Source organism: Actinomycetospora soli (genome assembly GCF_021026295.1).
In the GTDB taxonomy this organism is placed as follows: Bacteria; Actinomycetota; Actinomycetes; order Mycobacteriales; family Pseudonocardiaceae; genus Actinomycetospora; species Actinomycetospora soli.
On the sequence record NZ_JAJNDA010000008.1, the window covers coordinates 268,135 to 286,152 of the forward strand.

15 protein-coding genes and 1 pseudogene are annotated in these 18,018 nt (G+C 75.2%); 12 read left to right on the forward strand and 4 right to left on the reverse strand.

Translation table 11 applies throughout. The annotated features are described in order from the left end of the window. Positions 1-42 precede the first annotated feature (42 nt). Both LN037_RS15710 and LN037_RS15715 read left to right on the forward strand, forming a co-directional pair. Positions 43-1,164 (forward strand): glycosyltransferase family 2 protein, encoded by a 1,122-nt coding sequence (locus LN037_RS15710; RefSeq protein WP_230754202.1) that lies wholly within the window; start codon positions 43-45, stop codon positions 1,162-1,164. Then, positions 1,161-2,852: a phytoene desaturase family protein gene (locus LN037_RS15715; RefSeq protein ID WP_230754204.1), complete on the forward strand. Its 1,692-nt coding sequence runs from the start codon at positions 1,161-1,163 to the stop codon at positions 2,850-2,852. Before LN037_RS15710 ends, LN037_RS15715 begins: the two co-directional genes overlap by 4 nt. On the opposite strand, the pseudogene LN037_RS33660 reads toward LN037_RS15715, so the two are convergent. Continuing rightward, positions 2,836-3,381 (reverse strand): annotated as a pseudogene (locus LN037_RS33660) (CDP-alcohol phosphatidyltransferase family protein); the annotation flags it as partial. The gene LN037_RS15715 and the pseudogene LN037_RS33660 sit on opposite strands and share 17 nt — an antisense overlap. A gap of 27 nt (positions 3,382-3,408) precedes the next feature. Here LN037_RS33660 and LN037_RS15725 point away from each other — a divergent pair. From LN037_RS15725 to LN037_RS15760, 8 genes are all read left to right on the forward strand, one after another. Continuing rightward, the gene (locus LN037_RS15725; protein ID WP_230754205.1) at positions 3,409-4,272 is read left to right on the forward strand and encodes a YihY/virulence factor BrkB family protein; all 864 of its coding nucleotides are present in this window, start codon (positions 3,409-3,411) and stop codon (positions 4,270-4,272) included. Then, entirely contained in the window at positions 4,269-5,237 is a 969-nt protein-coding gene (locus LN037_RS15730; protein WP_230754207.1) for an NADPH:quinone reductase, read from the forward strand. Before LN037_RS15725 ends, LN037_RS15730 begins: the two co-directional genes overlap by 4 nt. A gap of 47 nt (positions 5,238-5,284) precedes the next feature. Next, complete coding sequence (locus tag LN037_RS15735; RefSeq protein ID WP_230754209.1) at positions 5,285-5,815, forward strand: hypothetical protein; 531 nt, start codon at positions 5,285-5,287, stop codon at positions 5,813-5,815. A 56-nt stretch (positions 5,816-5,871) separates the two neighbouring features. Next, on the forward strand, positions 5,872-7,602 hold the full coding sequence (locus tag LN037_RS15740) for a GMC oxidoreductase (RefSeq protein WP_230754248.1): 1,731 nt from the start codon (positions 5,872-5,874) through the stop codon (positions 7,600-7,602). A 216-nt stretch (positions 7,603-7,818) separates the two neighbouring features. Further along, positions 7,819-8,523, forward strand: a complete 705-nt coding sequence (pepE, locus tag LN037_RS15745) for a dipeptidase PepE (RefSeq protein ID WP_230754211.1) — start codon at positions 7,819-7,821, stop codon at positions 8,521-8,523. Next, positions 8,493-9,722, forward strand: coding sequence for an amidohydrolase family protein (locus tag LN037_RS15750; protein WP_230754213.1), 1,230 nt, complete (start codon positions 8,493-8,495; stop codon positions 9,720-9,722). Before pepE ends, LN037_RS15750 begins: the two co-directional genes overlap by 31 nt. Positions 9,723-9,742: 20 nt before the next feature. Next, positions 9,743-12,694, forward strand: coding sequence for an FAD-binding and (Fe-S)-binding domain-containing protein (locus LN037_RS15755; protein WP_230754215.1), 2,952 nt, complete (start codon positions 9,743-9,745; stop codon positions 12,692-12,694). Then, positions 12,687-13,007 (forward strand): DUF5313 family protein, encoded by a 321-nt coding sequence (locus tag LN037_RS15760; RefSeq protein ID WP_230754217.1) that lies wholly within the window; start codon positions 12,687-12,689, stop codon positions 13,005-13,007. Before LN037_RS15755 ends, LN037_RS15760 begins: the two co-directional genes overlap by 8 nt. Here the strand turns inward: LN037_RS15760 and LN037_RS15765 are convergent. Then, a complete protein-coding gene (locus tag LN037_RS15765) occupies positions 12,970-13,593 on the reverse strand; it encodes a TetR family transcriptional regulator (protein WP_230754219.1) in 624 nt (207 codons plus the stop codon). The genes LN037_RS15760 and LN037_RS15765 overlap by 38 nt on opposite strands. Before the next feature lie 65 nt (positions 13,594-13,658). Between LN037_RS15765 and LN037_RS15770 the strand changes: the two genes are divergently transcribed. Continuing rightward, positions 13,659-15,074, forward strand: a complete 1,416-nt coding sequence (locus LN037_RS15770) for an FAD-dependent oxidoreductase (protein WP_230754221.1) — start codon at positions 13,659-13,661, stop codon at positions 15,072-15,074. On the opposite strand, the gene LN037_RS15775 is transcribed toward LN037_RS15770, so the two are convergent. Both LN037_RS15775 and LN037_RS15780 read right to left on the reverse strand, forming a co-directional pair. Further along, on the reverse strand, positions 15,038-15,634 hold the full coding sequence (locus LN037_RS15775) for a GNAT family N-acetyltransferase (protein ID WP_230754223.1): 597 nt from the start codon (positions 15,632-15,634) through the stop codon (positions 15,038-15,040). The two genes, LN037_RS15770 and LN037_RS15775, sit on opposite strands and share 37 nt — an antisense overlap. A gap of 12 nt (positions 15,635-15,646) precedes the next feature. Beyond that, complete coding sequence (locus LN037_RS15780) at positions 15,647-17,107, reverse strand: alpha/beta hydrolase (RefSeq protein ID WP_230754225.1); 1,461 nt, start codon at positions 17,105-17,107, stop codon at positions 15,647-15,649. A 48-nt stretch (positions 17,108-17,155) separates the two neighbouring features. On the opposite strand from LN037_RS15780, the gene LN037_RS15785 reads away from it, so the two are divergent. Then, the gene (locus LN037_RS15785; RefSeq protein WP_230754227.1) at positions 17,156-17,716 is read left to right on the forward strand and encodes a GNAT family N-acetyltransferase; all 561 of its coding nucleotides are present in this window, start codon (positions 17,156-17,158) and stop codon (positions 17,714-17,716) included. Positions 17,717-18,018: the final 302 nt, after the last annotated feature.

Sequence of the window (18,018 nt, forward strand, 5' to 3'; positions counted from 1 at the left end):
GACCGCTCTGCGGCGTCGATCGGGCGTGCCTACGGTGCCGGGGTGCCCGCCGCAGGTCCCTTCTCACCCGTGCGCCTGCTCGTGACCTCCGGCTCCCTGCTCGCCGCCGCCGGCACCCTGCACCAGCTGGTCAACCACCGCCGGCTCCGGCGCCCGCCGGCCGCACCCCCGCCGGTGCCGACCCCGGTGTCGGTCCTCGTGCCCGCCCGCGACGAGGCGCCGCGGATCGCGGCGACGATCACCTCGCTGCTCGGCCAGCGCGGGGTCACCGACCTCGAGATCCTCGTGCTCGACGACGGGTCCACCGACGGCACCGCGGACGTCGTCGCCGCGACGGCGGACGGCGACCCCCGGCTGCGGGTCCTCCCCGGACGACCGCCCCCGGCCGGGCGGCTCGGCAAGCCGCACGCCTGCGCCCAGCTGGCCGCCGCGGCCCGCGGCGAGGTGCTCGTCTTCGTCGACGCGGACGTGGTGCTCGCCCCGCACGCGGTGGCCGCGGCCGTCGCGATGCTGCGCGCCGGGGAGCCGCTCGCACTGCTCTCCCCGTGGCCGCGCCAGGCGGTGTCCGGCCCGCTCGCGCGGCTGGTGCAGCCGCTGCTGGCCTGGTCCTGGCTCACCACGCTCCCGCTGCGGGCCGCAGAACGGAGCGCACGGCCGTCGATGGCGGTCGCGAACGGGCAGTTCCTCGTCGTGGAGGCGGCGGCCCTGGCGCGGGCCGGCGGCTGGGCGGCGGTCGGGGGCGCAGTGCTCGACGACATCGCCCTCGCCCGGGCGGTCCGCCGCGCCGGCGGCCGGACCGGGGTCGGCGACGGTTCCACCCTCGCGACCTGCCGGATGTACGACACGGGCCGCGACCTGCACGCCGGCTACCGCAAGTCGCTGTGGGCGGCGTTCGGCTCCCCCGTCGGCGCCGTGGGGGTCGCGGCCGCGTTGCTCCTGGTCTACGTGCTGCCGCCCGCCGCCGCGCTGCGCGGATCCCGGATCGGCGCCGCCGGGTACGCCGCCGGTGTGGCCGGGCGGGTGCTCGCCGCCCGGTTCACCGCGACGACGCGGTGGGACGCGGTCGCGCACCCCGTCTCGGTGGTGACCACACTGGGGCTGCTGGTGTCGTCCTGGGTGGGCCGGGTGCGGGGCACGCTCACGTGGAAGGGACGGCCGCTGTGAGTCGGGTGATCGTCGTCGGGGCCGGGCTCGGCGGGCTCGCGACCGCGGCCCGACTCGCCGCGGCGGGCCACGAGGTCGAGGTCCACGAGCGCTCCGACGTGGTCGGCGGCAAGCTCGGCCTCGTCGAACGGGACGGCTTCGCCTTCGACACCGGCCCGTCCCTGCTGACGCTGCCGGGCCTGCTCGACGACCTCTTCGCGACGACGGGTGGTCCGGCCGGGCTCGACGTCGAGCGGGTCGACCCGGCGTGCGACTACACCTTCGCCGACGGCACGCGTCTCACGCTCCCGCACGACCCGGCCGACGTCCCGGCGGCCTTCGACGCCGCGCTGGGCCCGGGCGCCGGAGCGGCCTGGTCCACGCTGCACGCCCGCTCACGGCACCTGTGGGAGCTCGTCGGCGAGGACGTGCTCCGCCGACCGCTGACGCTGTCCGCGCTGCTGCGGATGAGCGCGCGACCGGGCGGACTCCGGGCGGTGGCGCCGTGGCGGACCGTCCGCGGTCTCGCCCGCCGGGCCCTGCCCGACCCGCGGATGCGCACCTGGCTCGAGCGCTACGCGACCTACTCGGGCTCCGACCCGCGACGCACCCCGGCCGTCCTGTCGGTGACGTCGTTCGTCGAGCAGGAGTTCGGCGCCTGGTACGTGCCCGGCGGGCTGCGGCGCATCGTCGAGACCGTCCACGACCGGTGCCGGGCGCTGGGCGTCGCGGTGCACCTGTCGTCGCCGGTGGACGAGGTGCTCGTCGAGGACGGCCGCGCCGTGGGCGTCCGGGTGGCCGGCCGGGAGCACCGCGCCGACGCGGTCGTCTGCAACGCCGACGCGGCGGTGCTCCACGAGCGGCTGCTGCCCCGCGGCACGGCGGCCCGGGCCCGGCGGCGGCTGCGGCGTACCGCGCCGTCGAGCGCGGGGTTCGTGCTGCTGCTCGGGCTCTCCGGGCGGTCCGGGGCGCCCGCGCACCGCGTGTTCTTCCCGGCCGACTACGACGCGGAGTTCGACGCGGTCTTCGGCCGCCGACCCCGGCCCGTCGACGACCCCACCGTCTACGTGCACGCCCCCGACGACCCGGCGCTGCGCCCCGACGACGACGCCGAGGGCTGGTTCGTGCTGGTCAACGCGCCGGTGCACGAACCCGCGCGGGGCCTGGACTGGGACGCCCCCGGCCTGCGCGAGGCCTATGCGGAGCGGGTGCTCGACGTGCTCGCCACCCGGGGCGTCGACGTCCGGCCGCGGCTGCGGTTCGTCGAGGTGCTGACGCCCGCCGACCTGGAGCGCCGCACCGGCTCGCCCGGCGGGGCGATCTACGGCACGGCGTCGCACGGTCCGCGTGCGGCGCTGCGCCGGCCCGCCAACGCCGGACCGCTGCCCGGCCTCTACCTGGTCGGCGGCTCCGCCCACCCGGGGGGCGGCATCCCGCTGGTGCTCATGTCGGCCGAGATCGTCGCGGGGCTCATCGGCCCGGCGGGAGGTCCGGCGGCGGCTCCGGCGGCGAGTCCGACGGCGGGTCCGACGGCGGGTCCGGCGGGAACTCCGCCGGAATCGAGCGCCACGTCCCGACGGCGAGCTGCACCAGACCCACCAGCGCCAGCGCGGCCCACGTCGTCAGGAACGTCGTCCCCCAGCTCCAGCCCGGACCCGGCACCGTCTGGACGAGCGCGGCCCCCAGCGTCGGGAGGGCCACGACGATGATCCGCGTCGGCCGCTCGGCCACCGTCACCGCGCCCGCGCCGGGCATGCCCACGGCCTGCGCCCGGGCCCGCGCGTACTCGTGCAGCAGCGTCACCGCCGCGACCGCCGCCGCGAGCGCGACCGGCGCGCCCAGCACGACGAGCACCGCGACCAGCAGCAGGTCACCCAGCCGGTCGCACACCGCGTCGACCACCGCCCCCAGCGGGCGGGCCCGGCCGGTCGCGAGCGCCACCGCGCCGTCGAGCCCGTCGAGCACCCCGCCCAGCACCACCAGCACCGCGGCCAGCGCGACCCACGGCGCACCCGCCGTCGTGACGGCAAGGGCCCCGGCGAGCACCGCGACCCCGGCGACCGAGAGGACGTCCGGCGGCACCCGTCGGACCGGGCGCACGCACGCCCGGACCAGCCACAACCAGCCGCGCACCACCGTCGACGGCTCCAGGCCGCCGTGGCGCGCCGACCAGCCGGCGTCCTCCGGGCGCAGCTCCCGTGGACCCGGTCGAGCTCCGCTGCGCTCGGTCTCCCCCATCCGGCCAGCCTGCCACCGGAGGTGGCGGTGACCACCCGACGGCAGCGCGCCACGGGTCTCGCGCGGGAGGTCGGCCGGACGTTCCCGGTGAGCGACGTCGCCCTGTGGGCGGCCGGCGCCACCTACTTCGGCGTGATCGGGCTGGTCCCACTGGCCCTGGCGTCGCTGTGGGCGGTCGGCCGACTGGTCGGCGGAGACGTGCTCACCGAGGCCATGGAGGCGGCGATCGTCGGCCTGCCGCCGGGCCACGGGACCCCGGAGGCGCTGCGCACCCTCACCGCGACCGCGCTCGCCATGCCCTGGTGGAAGACGCTCGTCGTGCTGTTCCCGGCCAGCCTCTACGGCGAGGGGCTGCGGCGGGCCTTCCGGCAGTTCTCCGACGTCCCCGACCGGCTGACCGGCTGGCGGGGCCGGGCCGGGCTGCTCGGCGTGGCGGCCGTGGCCCCGTTCCTGGTGGTCGTCGTGCTGGCCGCCGCACCCGTCGTCGGACCGATGTACGCCGCGGGCGGCTGGTCGCTCGTCCGGGGCGTGGTCATCGCGTTCCACGTGGTGTTCGTGACCGTCTCGCTCGCCCTCGTCGCCCTCTTCCGCTTCGTCGCCCCCGGCCGCCTCGGGCCGAAGGCCCTGTTCGTCGGAGCGTTCGCGACGGGATCGGTGCTCGCCGGCTTCCTGCAGGGGTTCGTGGTGTTCCTCGCGATCCCGATCGAGTGGTCGGCACCCTTCGGCGGTCTGCCGATCGTCGGGGCCGTCTCCGCCCTCGCGCTGTGGCTGTTCCTGCTGCACATCCTCGTGCTCTGCGGCTTCCGGGCGACGGTCGTGCTCGACCAGGTGCTGCAGGGCCGCCGCGGCGGGTCTGACGGGCGCCGGGGCGGGGAACTACAGCAGTCATGAAGGCAGCCGTCTACCGCAAGACCGGGTCCGCCGCCGACGTCCTGCACGTCGAGGACCTCGACACCCCCGAGCCGGGACCCGGCCAGGTCCGGGTCCGGATCACGCGCTCCGCGATCAACCCCACCGACTGGAAGACCCGCGCGGGCCTGACCGGCGGCGACCCGGACGAGTTCCAGGTGCCCCACCAGGACGGCGCGGGGGTCATCGACGCGGTCGGCGAGGGCGTCGAGGGCCGCGAGGTCGGCCAGCGGGTGTGGACCCACCTGTCGGCGTTCAAGAACCGGTACGGGACGGCCGCCGAGTACAGCGTGCTGCCGGCCGACCGGGCGATCCCGCTGCCCGACGACGCCTCCGACGACCTCGCGGGCTGTCTCGGCGTCCCCGCCGTCACCGCGGCGCAGTGCCTCGGCGGTGACCCCGCGGCGCTCGAGGGGAGGACGGTCCTCGTCGCCGGAGGTGCGGGCGCCGTCGGGCACTTCGCGATCGGCCTGGCCAAGCACGCCGGCGCCCGCGTGGTGAGCACCGTGAGCTCCGAGTCCAAGGGCGAGCGGGCCCGCGCGGCCGGGGCGGACCTCGTCGTGAACTACAAGGAGGACGGGGCCGCGGACAAGATCCGGGCGTTCGCCGAGCGCGTCGACCGGATCGTCGAGGTCGCGCTGGGCGCGAACCTCGACCTGGACCTCGCCGTCAGCGACAACACCACGATCGCGGTGTACGCCAACGAGCCGAACGACCCGACGATCCCCGTGCGGCGTCTCATGGTCACGAACACGACGGTGAGGTTCGTGCTGCTCTACAACATCACCGCGGCCGATCTCGCCGCCGACGTCGCCTGGGTGCGCGGTGCGGTGGCGGCCGGAGCGCTCACGCCGCTCGAGGTGACCACCTACTCCCTCGACGACGTCGTCGCAGCTCAGGAGGCGGTGGAGAACGGCGCGGTCGGGAAGGTCATGCTTGTCCCCTGACCCGGGTGGCGGACGCCCCCCGGGAGTCGACCCCCGGGAGGCCGTCCGTGGCCAGCCGTTCCGCACGCTTCGAGGTGCTGCCCGACGTGATGCTCGCGTGGACGCCGTCGGAGAACCCCGACGACGAGGCCGCGTGGATCGCCTCGCCCGCCGCCCGCTTCGACATCGACGGTGACCGCTCCGGCAGCCGCACGTCGTGGAAGCTCGCCGTCTCGCACTCGCGCGAGAAGCGGGTCGGTCCGGGCACCGTCGGGTGGGTGCACGAGTGGGTCGGGCGCGGGCGCGTCGCGGCCGTCGTCGTGTTCGACTCGAACCCGTACTCGCGCACCGGCGCCGACAACGAGGCCGAGTGGTACGCCGACGGCATCCTCGGCGTCATCCCCGAGGAGCACCGCGTGTCGGCCGAGACGATCATGGCGCACCCCGACTGGAAGCCGAGCGCGCCGTACATGGGCGCGAAGGGCCGCCAGTTCAAGGACGGCGCGCCCGTCGTCCCCGGGAACGCCGTGATCCTGCGCGAGCTCGTCGACGACGAGACCGCGCGCTGGCTCGGGCTCGACCGCAGCATGGCGCACTAGACCGGACACCCTGTACGTGTGACCTTCCGTCACAGCTACCGGCGGGTTAACGTGCGCTGGTGCGCGACCACCACCACGACGTCCTGGTCATCGGCTCCGGCTTCGGCGGCAGCGTCTCGGCGCTGCGCCTGACCGAGAAGGGCTACCGCGTCGGGGTGCTCGAGGCGGGACGGCGTTTCAGCCCGGAGACGCTGCCCTCCACCTCCTGGGACGTCCGCAACTTCCTGTGGGCGCCCGCGCTCGGCTGCTACGGCATCCAGCGGATCCACGTCCTGCGCGACGTCGTGGTCCTGGCCGGCGCCGGGGTCGGCGGCGGGTCGCTGAACTACGCGAACACGCTCTACCAGCCGTCGTCCGAGGCGTTCTACCGCGACCCGCAGTGGGCCGCGATCACCGACTGGCGCGACGAGCTCGACCCGTTCTACGAGCAGGCCCGCCGGATGCTGGGCGTCGTCACGCAGCCCACGGTGACCCCGTCGGACGAGGTGATGCGGCAGGTCGCGCGCGAGTGGGGCCGCGAGGACACCGTCACCCCGACGCAGGTCGGCGTGTACTTCGGCGAGGGACCCGGCGTCACCGTGCCCGACCCGTTCTTCGGCGGCGCGGGCCCCGACCGCACCGGCTGCCTCGAGTGCGGCGAGTGCATGACCGGCTGCCGGCACGGCGCGAAGAACACCCTGGACCAGAACTACCTGGGCCTCGCCGAGCGGGCCGGGGCGCTCGTGTACCCGGAGACGACGGTGCTCTCGGTGCGTCCGCTCGCCTCCGGCTGGGAGGTCGTGACCCGCCCGACGCGCCGCGGGCGCCGCCGCCGCACCGTGTACACGGCGGACCAGGTGATCCTCTCGGCCGGCACCTGGGGCACGCAGTCGCTGCTGCACCGCCTGCGCGACACCGGCGTCCTGCCGAGCGTCTCCGCCCGCCTCGGGCACCTGACGCGCACCAACTCCGAGGCCCTCGTCGGGGCGATGTCCCGGCGGGCGCCGCAGCGGGGCGGGCCGCGCGACTTCACGCAGGGCGTCGCGATCACCTCGTCGTGGCACCCGGACGCCGACACCCACATCGAGCCCTGCCGCTACGGCTACGGCTCGAACGCGATGGGCCTGCTCACGACGCTCATGACCGATGGCGGCGGCCGGGTCCCGCGCCTGGTCAAGATGCTCGGCCAGGGTGTGCGGCACCCGCGGACGCTGCTGCGGTCGTTCGACAAGCGCCGCTGGTCGGAGCGCACGGTCATCGCGCTGGTGATGCAGTCGCTGGACAACTCGATCACGGTGCAGCGCCGCTTCGGTCGCCTCGTGTCCCGGCAGGGCCACGGCACGCCGAACCCCACGTGGATCCCGGCCGCGAACGCGACGACCCGCCGGATGGCCGAGATCATCGACGGCGACCCGGGCGGGACCTGGGGCGAGGCCGTCAACATGCCGATGACCGCGCACTTCATCGGCGGCTGCGCGATCGGGTCGTCGCCGGCGTCGGGCGTGATCGACGCCTACCAGCGGCTCTACGGCTACGAGGGGCTGCACGTGGTGGACGGGTCGGCGCTCTCGGCCAACCTCGGCGTGAACCCCTCCCTGACGATCACCGCCCAGGCCGAGCGCGCCATGGCGTTCTGGCCGAACAAGGGCGAGGCCGACCCGCGCCCGCCGCTGGGCGCCGACTACGAGCGGCTCACGCCGGTCGCGCCGCGGCACCCCGTCGTCCCCGCGGACGCCCCGGGCGCGCTGCGGACGGTCACGCTGCCCGTGCCCCCGGTGCCGCCGCGGACGCCGGTCGCGGGTTCCTGACGGCGGGTCGGGTCGGCTCGGGCGGGCGGCGGCGCCACTCGCGACGAGCCGGGCGGCCACACCCGCCGTCCGGAACGGCACGGTCCTGTCCTGCGGAGCGAGGTCGTGGACCCGGGGTGACCGGCACCCACCGACCAAGATCCGATCGGGCGGAGCGATGTGATCGCTGAGCGATCACCTCGCTCCGCGGGACGAGATCGTGGGTAGCGTCGGGCGGTGCCCGGCGACGTCCTGCTGCTGTCCAACTCCCGCCCGCCCGGCGGCGCGGAGCCGTTCGCACACGCCCGCGCGGTGCTGGCCGAGCACCTCGGCGGCCGGACGGTGTGGTTCGTGCCCTACGCGCAGGCCGACCACGACGCGTACCACGCGTGGGTGCGGGAGGCCCTCGCGCCGCTGGACGTCCGCCCCCTGCACCGCGAGCCCGACCCCGCCGCGACGGCGGCCGCCGCGGACGCCGTGTTCGTGGGCGGCGGCAACACGTTCCGGCTGCTCCACGACGTGCGCCGGCTCGGGATCCTGGCGGCCCTGCGGGGGAACGACGCCTGCCGCTACACCGGCAGCTCGGCCGGCACCAACCTCGCCCAGCCGACGATCATGACCACGAACGACATGCCGATCGTGGACCCCGGCGGCCTCGACGCCCTCGGCCGCGTCCCGTTCCAGGTCAACCCGCACTACCTCGACCCGGACCCCGCGAGCACGCACCAGGGCGAGACCCGCGAGGAGCGGATCCGGGAGTTCCACGAGCTCAACGCGGTGCCGGTCGTCGGGCTCCGCGAGGGCGCCTGGCTGCACCGCACCGGCGCCACGCTCACCCTGGGCGGGACCACGGCGCGACTCTTCCGCCGCGGCGAGGAGCCGACCGAGCTCGCACCGGGTACCGACGTCTCATGGCTGCTGGCTCCCACGACCTCCTCCTGACGGACGTCCTCCCCCGCGGACACGACACCCCCGTGGACGTCCGCGTCGAGGCCGGTCGGATCGCGGAGGTCGGACCCGGTCTCACCGCGCCCGGGGGCACCACGACGATCGACGGCGGGGGCCGTCCCGTCCTGCCCGGGCTCGTCGAGCCGCACCTGCACCTGGACAAGGCGATGCTCGGCGGGGGCGACGGCACGCTGCCGGGGGCGGTGCGTGCCACGGCCGCGATGAAGGAGCAGTTCACCCACGACGACGTCGTCGCGCGCGCCGAGGACGTCCTGCGCCGGGCGGTCCGGCACGGCACGACGCTGGTCCGCACCCCGGTCGACGTCGACCCCACCGTCGGCCTGACGAGCCTCGACGCCCTGCTCGAGCTCCGGCAACGGTGGGCCGGCGTCGTGGAGCTGCAGGTCGTGGCGTTCCCGCAGGAGGGGATCGCGGCCCGTCCCGGCACCCACGAGCTGCTGGTCGAGGCCCTGCGGCGCGGCGCCGACGTGATCGGCGGGTGCAGCTACGCCGAGGACGACGTCGAGAGCTGCCACGAGCACGTGCGCCAGGTGTTCGACCTCGCGGAGCGCTTCGACGTCGACGTGGACGTCCACGCCGACTTCGCGGCCGGCCCGGACGACCCGCGCCACGCCCTGGCCACCTTCGTCGCCGACGTCACCGCGGAGCGCGGCTGGGGCGGCCGGACGACGCTCGGGCACGTCACGACGATGGCCGGCCTCACCGCCGACACCCGCCGCCGGATCACGGAGCGGCTCGCGGAGGCCGGGGTCGGGCTGGTCGTGCTGCCGCCGACCGACCTCTTCCTGCAGGGCCGGGCGGCGCCGGTGGCCGAACTGCTCGACGCCGGGGTGGCCACCGCGCTGTCGAGCAACAACATCCGCAACGCGTTCACGCCGTTCGGCACCGCCGACATGCTCGACGTGACCCTCCTCGCCGCGCACACCCAGCCGTTCGGCACGGCGGAGGGCCTCGACCGGCTGCTCGACCGGGTCACGGCGGGGGCGGCCGCCATGCTCGGTGTCGGCGGCCACGACCTCGCCCCGGGGAGCCGCGCGGACCTCGTCGTGCTCGACGCCCCGGGTGCCGACCACCACACCGCGCTCCTCGACCGGGTCCCCCGGCGCCTCGTGATCAGCGGCGGGCGCCTCGTCGCCGAGACCGTGACGACGGCGACCCTGCACGGGTTCTGACCGACCCCGATGATGGAGCCATGACCACCGCACCGATCCGTCCGGGAGCAGACGCGGAGCACTCCCTGCTCGCCCAGGAGCTCGCCGGAGCCGTCCGCGGATCGGTCCGCTTCGACACCGCGACGCGCGCGATGTGGTCGGCCGACTCCTCGAACTACCGGCACGTCCCGCTCGGCGTGGTGCAGCCCGTCGACGGCGACGACGTCGAGCGGGCGGTCGAGGTGAGCCGCCGCCACGGCGTGCCGCTGCTCCCGCTCGGGGCGCGCACGAGCATCTGCGGGCAGTCGGTCAACGAGGCGGTCGTCGTCGACTTCTCCCGGCACATGCGCCGGGTGCTGGAGATCGACCCGTCGTCGGGAACGGCCCGGGTGCAGCCCGGCACCGTGCTCGACGACCTCCGCGACGCCGGGCGCCCGCACGGCCTGACGTTCGGCCCGGACCCGTCGACCCACAACCGCTGCACGCTCGGCGGGATGATCGGCAACAACGCGTGCGGGTCGCACTCGGTGGCCTGGGGCAAGACCGTCGACAACGTCCGCGAGCTGGACGTCCTGCTCGCCGACGGCACGCGGATGCACGTCGGCGGCCCGATGGACGACGCCGCGATCGACGCCGCCGCGCGCCGGCCGGGCAGCGAGGGCCGCGTCTACCGCGACCTCAAGGCGCTCCGGGACCGGACGGCCGACCTCGTGCGCGCCGACACCCCCGACCTGACCCGTCGGGTGAGCGGCTACAACGTCGACCAGCTGCTGCCCGAGCACGGCTTCGACCTCGCGAAGGCGCTGGTCGGCACCGAGGGCACCTGCGTGACGATCCTCGAGGCGACCGTCGACATGGTCGCGTCGCCGCCCGTGCGGGCCCTGGCCGTGCTCGGCTTCGAGGACGCGTACGCCGCGGCCGACCACGTCGTGCCGATCCGCGACCACGCCCCGCTGACGATCGAGGGCATGGACGTCGGCGTCATCGGCGCCCTGCGCGCCGCCCGCCCCGACGACCGCACCCACGAGGCGCTCCCGCGCGGCAAGGGCTGGCTCTACGTCGAGACCGGTGGCGAGACCCGCAGCGAGGCGCACGAGAAGGCCGAGGCCATCGCGAAGGAGATGTCCTGGGCGACGGTCGACTCGAAGGTCGTCAGCGAGCCGAAGGCCATGCGGGCGCTGTGGAAGATCCGCGAGGACGGGTCGGGCATCGTCACCCGCGGCCCGGGCGGCGTCGAGGCGTGGCCGGGCTGGGAGGACGCCGCGGTCCAGCCGGCGAAGTTCGGCTCCTACCTGCGCGAGTTCGACGCCCTGCTGACGAAGCACGGCCGGACCGGGGCCTACTACGGCCACTTCGGCGACGGCTGCGTGCACGTCCGGATCGACTTCCAGCTGCTCACGACGGCGGGTCTGAAGAACTTCCGCGCGTTCCTCGAGGACGCGGCGGACCTCGCCGTCGCGCACGGCGGGTCGCTCTCCGGCGAGCACGGCGACGGGCAGGCCCGCGCGGAGCTCCTCTCCCGGATGTACTCGCCGAAGATGATCGAGGCGTTCTCCGACTTCAAGGCGGCCTGGGACCCGGACGGGCGGATGAACCCGCACCGCGTGGTCGACCCGCCGAAGATCGACGAGGACATCCGCGTCTTCATCGGGCAGCCCACGATCCCGACCCGCACGCAGCTCGACTTCATCCACGACGGCGACCCGGAGACCGGCTTCGCCTCGGCCACCCGGCGCTGCATCGGCGTCGCGAAGTGCATCACCGCGAGCGGCGGCGTGATGTGCCCGAGCTACCGGGTCACCGGCGAGGAGAAGCACTCGACCCGTGGTCGCGCGCGGCTGCTCTTCGAGATGGCGTCGGGGCAGACCGTGCCCGACGGGTGGCAGTCGCAGGAGGTCGAGGACGCCCTCGACCTGTGCCTGAGCTGCAAGGGCTGCTCGCGCGACTGCCCCGTGGGCGTCGACATGGCCACCTACAAGACCGAGTTCCTCGCCCAGCACTACGCGGGGCGCGCGAAGGACCGGCCGCGGTCGCACTGGTCGATGGGCTGGCTGCCCGCGTGGCTCGCGATCACCTCGAAGGTCCCGGGCGCGCCGCGGCTGGCGAACGCCCTGGCGAGGCGACCGGCCCTGGCGAACCTCGCCAAGAAGGCCGGGGGTATCGCCCCGCAGCGCTCGATCCCGCCGTTCGCGCCGAAGCCGCTCCGCCGGCTGCTCGACGTCAAGCAGCGCGCGGCCCGACCCGACTGGGACGCCACCGGGAAGCGCATCCTCCTGTGGACCGACTCCTTCACCCCCGCCTTCGACCCGGAGCTCGCGCTCGACGCGATCCGGGTGCTGGAGGCGCTCGGGTACCGCGTGGAGCTGCCGCAGAAGACCGTGTGCTGCGGGCTGACCTGGGTGACCACGGGTCAGGTGTCGGTCGCGCGGAAGGTCATCGAGCGGTCGCTGGAGCGGATCCGCCCGTGGCTCGAGGACGGGGTGCCGATCGTGGGCCTGGAGCCTTCGTGCACCGCGGCGCTGCGCAGCGACTCGCTCAAGGTGCTGGGCCGGGAGCACGACCTGGGCCAGGTGGCGTCGCGGTCGATCCGGACGTTCGCCGAGGTGCTCGCGGAGCACACGGAGCAGCTGGCCGAGCTGTCCGACCAGGCCCCGCGCAAGGCCCTCGTCCAGATCCACTGCCACCAGTACGCCGAGCTCGGCACCGACGCCGACCGCGCCGTCATGGGGGCGCTGGGGATCGAGGCCGACGTGCTCGACGAGGGCTGCTGCGGCCTGGCGGGCAACTTCGGCTTCGAGGACGGGCACTACGAGGTGTCGACGGCGTGCGCGGAGCGCGGCCTCATGCCGAAGGTCCGGGACGCCGACGCGGGGACGACCGTGCTCGCCGACGGCTACTCGTGCCGGACGCAGATCCGCCAGCTGGACAACGCCGGCCACGAGCCGACCCACCTCGCACGGCTCGCCGCCCGCGCGCTGGGGCTGCGTGCGTAGACCCGGGGTCCTGCGGTGGCTGGGCTACGCGTTCGGGGCCCGGCTGCCGGTGGCGTACGGGGACTGGGTGCTGCACGACCTCACGGTGCGCACCTGGTTCCTGCGTCAGCTGCTCCGGACGACGGTGCAGTGCGTGCCGGTGGCGCTGCTCGCCCTGCTGCCCGGGCCGGGCTGGCTCCGGGTGGCGCTCCCCTGCTTCGTCTGGTTCTCGGCGATGTTCATGGCCGCGATCTTCTCGCCGCTGATCCGCGAGAAGCGGCTCTACCAGCACGGGTTCATGCCGGAGATCGTGCTGGGGCGCCAGGACGAGTGATCGGCGCGTCGGCCAGCGGGATGCCGTCGGCGAGCCGCGCGAGCATCCCGTCGAGCTCCTCGACGTAGGTGCGCGTGCCGTCGGCGTGCACCCGGGCGACGGCGGCGAGGCGGGCCCCGCAGACCACGCCCGCGAACAGCACGACGTCCGGGTCGTCGGCCCGGCGCCCGACGCCCCGGGCCACCATGCCGGCGACCTGCTCGACGCCGAAGGAGTTCCGCTCGCGCAGGATCGCGGCGATCTCGGGCACGGAGCGCGCGAGCTCCATGCGCACCTCCTCCAGCGCGCGGGCCTCGTCGTCGAGCGAGGCGAACGCGTCCCGCAGGATGAGCCGGACGGCCTCGAGCAGCGGCGTGCCCGCGGGCAGCTCGGCCGCCACCCGCTCCATGACGGGGTCGACGTCGTCGAACAGGACGACGTCCTCCTTCGTCGGGAAGTAGCGGAAGAACGTGCTGCGGCTGACCTCGGCCGCGGCGGCGATGTCGTCGACCGTGGTGGCGGCCCACCCCTGGTCGCGGAACAGGCGCAGCGCGTGCCGCTGCAGCTCCGCGCGCGTCCGCTCCTTCTTCCGCTCCCGCAGGCCCATGGCGCCGATTGTGGCACGAGAAACCTTTTGAAACTCAGTCTCAGTTGAGGCGTAGTGTCACGCCCATGGACGACGTGATCGTGGTGGGAGCCGGGCCGACCGGACTGACGGCGGCGATCGAGCTGGCGCGGCGGGGCGTCGCGGTCCGGGTGCTCGACGGACTCGACGGCCCGCACCGCGGGTCGCGGGGCAAGGGCATGCAGCCGCGCACGCTCGAGCTGCTCGACCAGCTCGGCGTCACCGACCGACTGGTCTCGCTCGGCAGCTTCGGGCTGCCGTTCCGTCAGCACGCGGCGGACGGGACCACGCGGGACGTCGACCGCTCGCCCGACCTCGTCGGGACCCCCGACGACCCGACCACCCCGTGGCGGACGTCGCTGATCGTCCCGCAGTGGCGCACCGAGCAGGTGCTGCGCGAGCGGCTGGCCGAGGAGGGCGTCGAGGTCTCCTACGGGGCGCGGGTCGCGTCGCTCGGGCAGGACGACGGCGGGGTCGAGGTCGTTCTCGACGACGGGCGCCGGCTGCGGTCGGCGTGGCTGATCGGCGCCGACGGCGGGTCGAGCACGGTGCGCCGCGAGCTCGGCGTGGGCTTCCTCGGCGAGACCGACGACGAGATCCGACTGCTCCTCGGCGACGCGGAGATCGACGGGCTGGACCGCGACCACTGGCACATGTGGGCCGCCGACCGGCCCCTCGTCGGCGCGGGCGCCCGGATGGTGGCGCTCTGCCCGCTCCCCGCGACCCCGCTGTGGCAGGTCCAGATCGGCAGCACCGACCCGTCGCGGCACGCCACGCCCGCCCTGCTCACGGAGATCATCGAGGGGCTGGGACCGCGGATCCACGTCCGTCGGGTCGACGTCACGTCGGACTGGCGGCTGAACGTCCGGATGGTCGACGACTACCGGGTCGGCCGCGTCCTCCTGGCCGGCGACGCGGCCCACGTGCACTCCCCGGCGGGCGGGATGGGGATGAACACCGGGATCGCGGACGCGGTGAACCTGGGCTGGAAGCTCGCCGCCGTGGTGCACGGGGCCGACCCCGCGCTGCTCGACACCTACACCGCCGAGCGGCTCCCCGTCGCCGCGCACGTCCTGGGACTGTCGAACGACCTGCTCGGATCGCAGTTCTGGTCGCGGACCGACGAACAGGTCCACGACACCCGGGGCCTCGCGACCACCTACCGGACCACACCCGCCGTCGGGAACGAGCCCGTGGCGGGCGACCGCGCCCCGGACGCGCCGTTGCGGGACGGGTCGACGCTCTTCCGGCGGCGCCGGGACGCGGACTGGACGGTGCTGGCGTTCGGGGGAGCGGTCGCGGGTCCCGCCGACCTGCCGGGCGGGACGGTGCAGGTGCTCGACGCCGACGCGCTGGCGGCCGACGGGACGCTGCGCGAGGCCTACGGGGCGGTCGACGGCACGGTGGTGGTCATCCGCCCCGACGGCTACCTCTGGTCGCGCAGCGCCGCCGTGTCCGCCTGAGCCCCCGGCCACGGCCCGGGCGGGGCGGCGTCGACCTGCTCGTGGGTGCGGGTGTCGTAGGCGACGAGGCCGCGGCGCTCGTAGTTCCGGCGGGCGTGCGGACCGTCGAGCGTGCAGGTGTGCAGCCAGACGCGGGTCACCGGCGGGAGGGTCGGCCAGCGCTCGTGGAGCCGCCACGCCTCGGTGAGTGCGCGGGTCAGCAGGTGGCCGCCGAAGCCCCGGCCGATCGCGTGCGGGAGGAGCCCGAAGGACTCGATCTCGACCTCGGTGCCGCCGTCGGACGGGCAGGCCTGGAGCTCGGCGTACCCGGCCGGGGTGCCGCGGTGGTGGGCCACCCACGTCTCGCGGCCCTCCTGGGTGATGTGGATGAGCCAGTCGTTCCACGTGAAGCCGAGCTTGTCGGTCCACGACCACGGGCCGCCGACCGCCGTGTAGAGGAACCGGCTGAACTCCGGCGACGGGACCTCGGCGCGCACGACCTGCAGCGGCTCCGCCGGTTCGACGGCGGGTCGGAGCTGGTCGGGGGCGGTCTGCTCGAGGTAGGTGGTGGTGACGAGCACCGGGTCACCCCATCACGGGAACGGGACGCCGCCGGGATCGGGCGGGCAGACCGTGCCCTCGGCCGGCAGGCGCGCGGGGTCGAGGAGGTACGCCGCGGCCACGTCGGTGGCGCAGCGGCTGGGCAGGTCGAGGGTCGTGTGGCCGAAGCCGTCGACGACGAGCAGCCGCGCCCGCGCGAGCTTGGCGGCGGTGGCGCGGGCGTCGGAGAGCGGGGTCTCGGGGTCGTACCGCGCGTTGACGACGAGCGCCGGAGCCGGCAGCGGCGCGTTCCAGGGCCCGAGGTAGCGGTCGGGGTCGATCGCCGGCCAGTCGACGCAGGCCGCCGTGCTGAGCGCGACCGGTACCCCGAACAGCGGGTGCGCGGCCTGCTCGCCGGGCAGGAGGGCCGTCATCTGCTCGGCGGTCGGGGTGCGGACGTCGGTGCACTGCACGGCGAGGAAGGCCGGCGAGTGCGGCGGGGCACCGGCCGCCGGGTCGGGGACCGGCGGGACCGGGGCGGTCGTCGGGAAGGACCGGGCCAGGGCGGTGAGGCGCCCACCCGACTCCAGCGCCGTCGTCACCCGCTCCGCGAGCTGCGCGGACGTCCCGGTGCGGGTGGCGGTGCCGATCGCGGCGGCCGCGCGGCCGGCGGGATCGGGGTTCGCGGCACACCGCGGACCGGCGGCGGCACAGGCCGCGACGAAGGCGTCGAGGGCCTCCTCGCGGGCCGCGGCGACGCGGGCGCGGACGTCGACGGGCCTGGTCGGGTCGTCCGTGCCGGCGTTCGCGACGAGGTCGAGGGCCCCGTCGACGACGAGCGCCCGGAGCCGCCCGGGGAACAGGTTCGCGTACGTCGCGCCGAGGTAGGTCCCGTAGGAGTAGCCGTACAGGCTGAGGGAGGGCTCGCCGAGAGCCTGGCGGAGGAGGTCGAGGTCGCGGGCGGCGTTGGCCGTCGACAGGTGGCGCAGGACCTCGCCGGTCCCGGCCAGGCAGGCCTGTCCGACGGCGCGGGCGGAGGTCCAGAAGGCGGCGGGGTCGGCGAGGGGTGAGCCGACGGGCCGGGCGGGGGTGCCGTCGTCAGGCCCGCACCGCACCTGGTCGATCCCGCGGGGCTGGAGGGCGAGCACGTCCAGGCGGGCGCGTACCCCGTCGAAGCGACCGGCCAGCCGGCGCAGGCTCGACGGTCCGGGCGTGCCGGGCCCGCCGTAGTTCACGGCGACCGTGCCGATGCGCGTCGCCGGGTCGAGCGCGGGCAGGCGCGTGACGTCGAGGGCGAGGGTCGGGCCCGTGGGCCTCCGGTAGTCGACGGGCACGGTGAGGGTCGCGCACTGGAAGGTGCCGCACGGACGCCAGTCGAGGCGGGGGACGGCAGCGGTGCCGGTGCCGAGGGGCGTTCCCGACGGGCGCTGTGGGTCCCGCGCCGGGTCGGAGCCCGTCGGTCCCGAGCAGGCGGCCACGAGCAGGAGGACGACCAGCCAGACCCGGGTGCGCATCGCGGGAAGTGGTAGCACGAGGCGCTCGGCGCGGCGGACGATCGGCGGGTGGAACTCGCGGAGTGGCCGGCGCTCGCGGGGCGGGGCATCCGGCTTCGCGCGTTCGCCGAGCGCGACATGCCCCTCGTGGTGGAGGCCGGTCGGGACCCGTTGATCCCGCTCATCACGACGGTGCCGCCGGCTGCCGGACTCCCCGAGGCCGCCGAGTGGATCGAGCGGCAACATCGGCGCTACCGCGACGGTGCCGGGTTCTCCTTCTGTATCGCGCGTGCCGTGGACGACGAGGCCCTCGGCCAGATCGGGCTCTGGCCCCGTCAGCCGGACCCTGGCCGGGCCGCGATCGGGTACTGGGTCGGCCGGCCGTACCGTGGCGCCGGGGTGATCACCGCCGCTCTCGACGTCCTCACCCGCTGGGCCGTCACCCTGCCCGGGCTGGCCCGCCTGGAGCTGTACGTGGAGCCCTGGAACGAGGGTTCGTGGCGGGCCGCTGAGCGGGTCGGGTTCGTGTACGAGGGCCTGATGCGACGCTGGGAGGTCGTCGGCGACGAGCGGCGGGACATGTTCATGTACTCGCTGCTGACGGAGGAGGTCGGGCCGCGCCTCGACTAGAACGGCGGGTCGTCGTCGAAGGGATTGCGAGGCTGTTTCTGCCTTTCGCGTCGGCGCCGGTCGATCTCGTGCAGGGTCTGTCTTTGGGCGTCGGTGGTGTGGCCGTGCTTGTTCGTGCGGGGTCGCCACGGTCGCTGGGGTCGGGGTTCGCCGCGGGTGTCGGTGATGCCGTGGTTGAGCTTGACCCCGTAGACCGGACACCTGGGGTGTGGGGTCAGTGATCTTGGTCGGGGTCGGTGTGGCGGGCTTCGAAGTCGACCGGTGAGAGCATTCCGATGCTGGAATGGCGTCTGATCGGGTTG

Excerpts from the sequence above, each read along its gene's own strand:
- LN037_RS15730 (WP_230754207.1), top strand. The coding sequence starts at position 4,269 with ATGAAGGCAGCCGTCTACCGCAAGACCGGGTCCGCCGCCGACGTCCTG.
- LN037_RS15750 (WP_230754213.1), top strand. The coding sequence starts at position 8,493 with ATGGCTGCTGGCTCCCACGACCTCCTCCTGACGGACGTCCTCCCCCGC.
- LN037_RS15755 (WP_230754215.1), top strand. The coding sequence starts at position 9,743 with ATGACCACCGCACCGATCCGTCCGGGAGCAGACGCGGAGCACTCCCTG.
- LN037_RS15765 (WP_230754219.1), bottom strand. The coding sequence starts at position 13,593 with ATGGGCCTGCGGGAGCGGAAGAAGGAGCGGACGCGCGCGGAGCTGCAG.
- LN037_RS15770 (WP_230754221.1), top strand. The coding sequence starts at position 13,659 with ATGGACGACGTGATCGTGGTGGGAGCCGGGCCGACCGGACTGACGGCG.
- LN037_RS15780 (WP_230754225.1), bottom strand. The coding sequence starts at position 17,107 with ATGCGCACCCGGGTCTGGCTGGTCGTCCTCCTGCTCGTGGCCGCCTGC.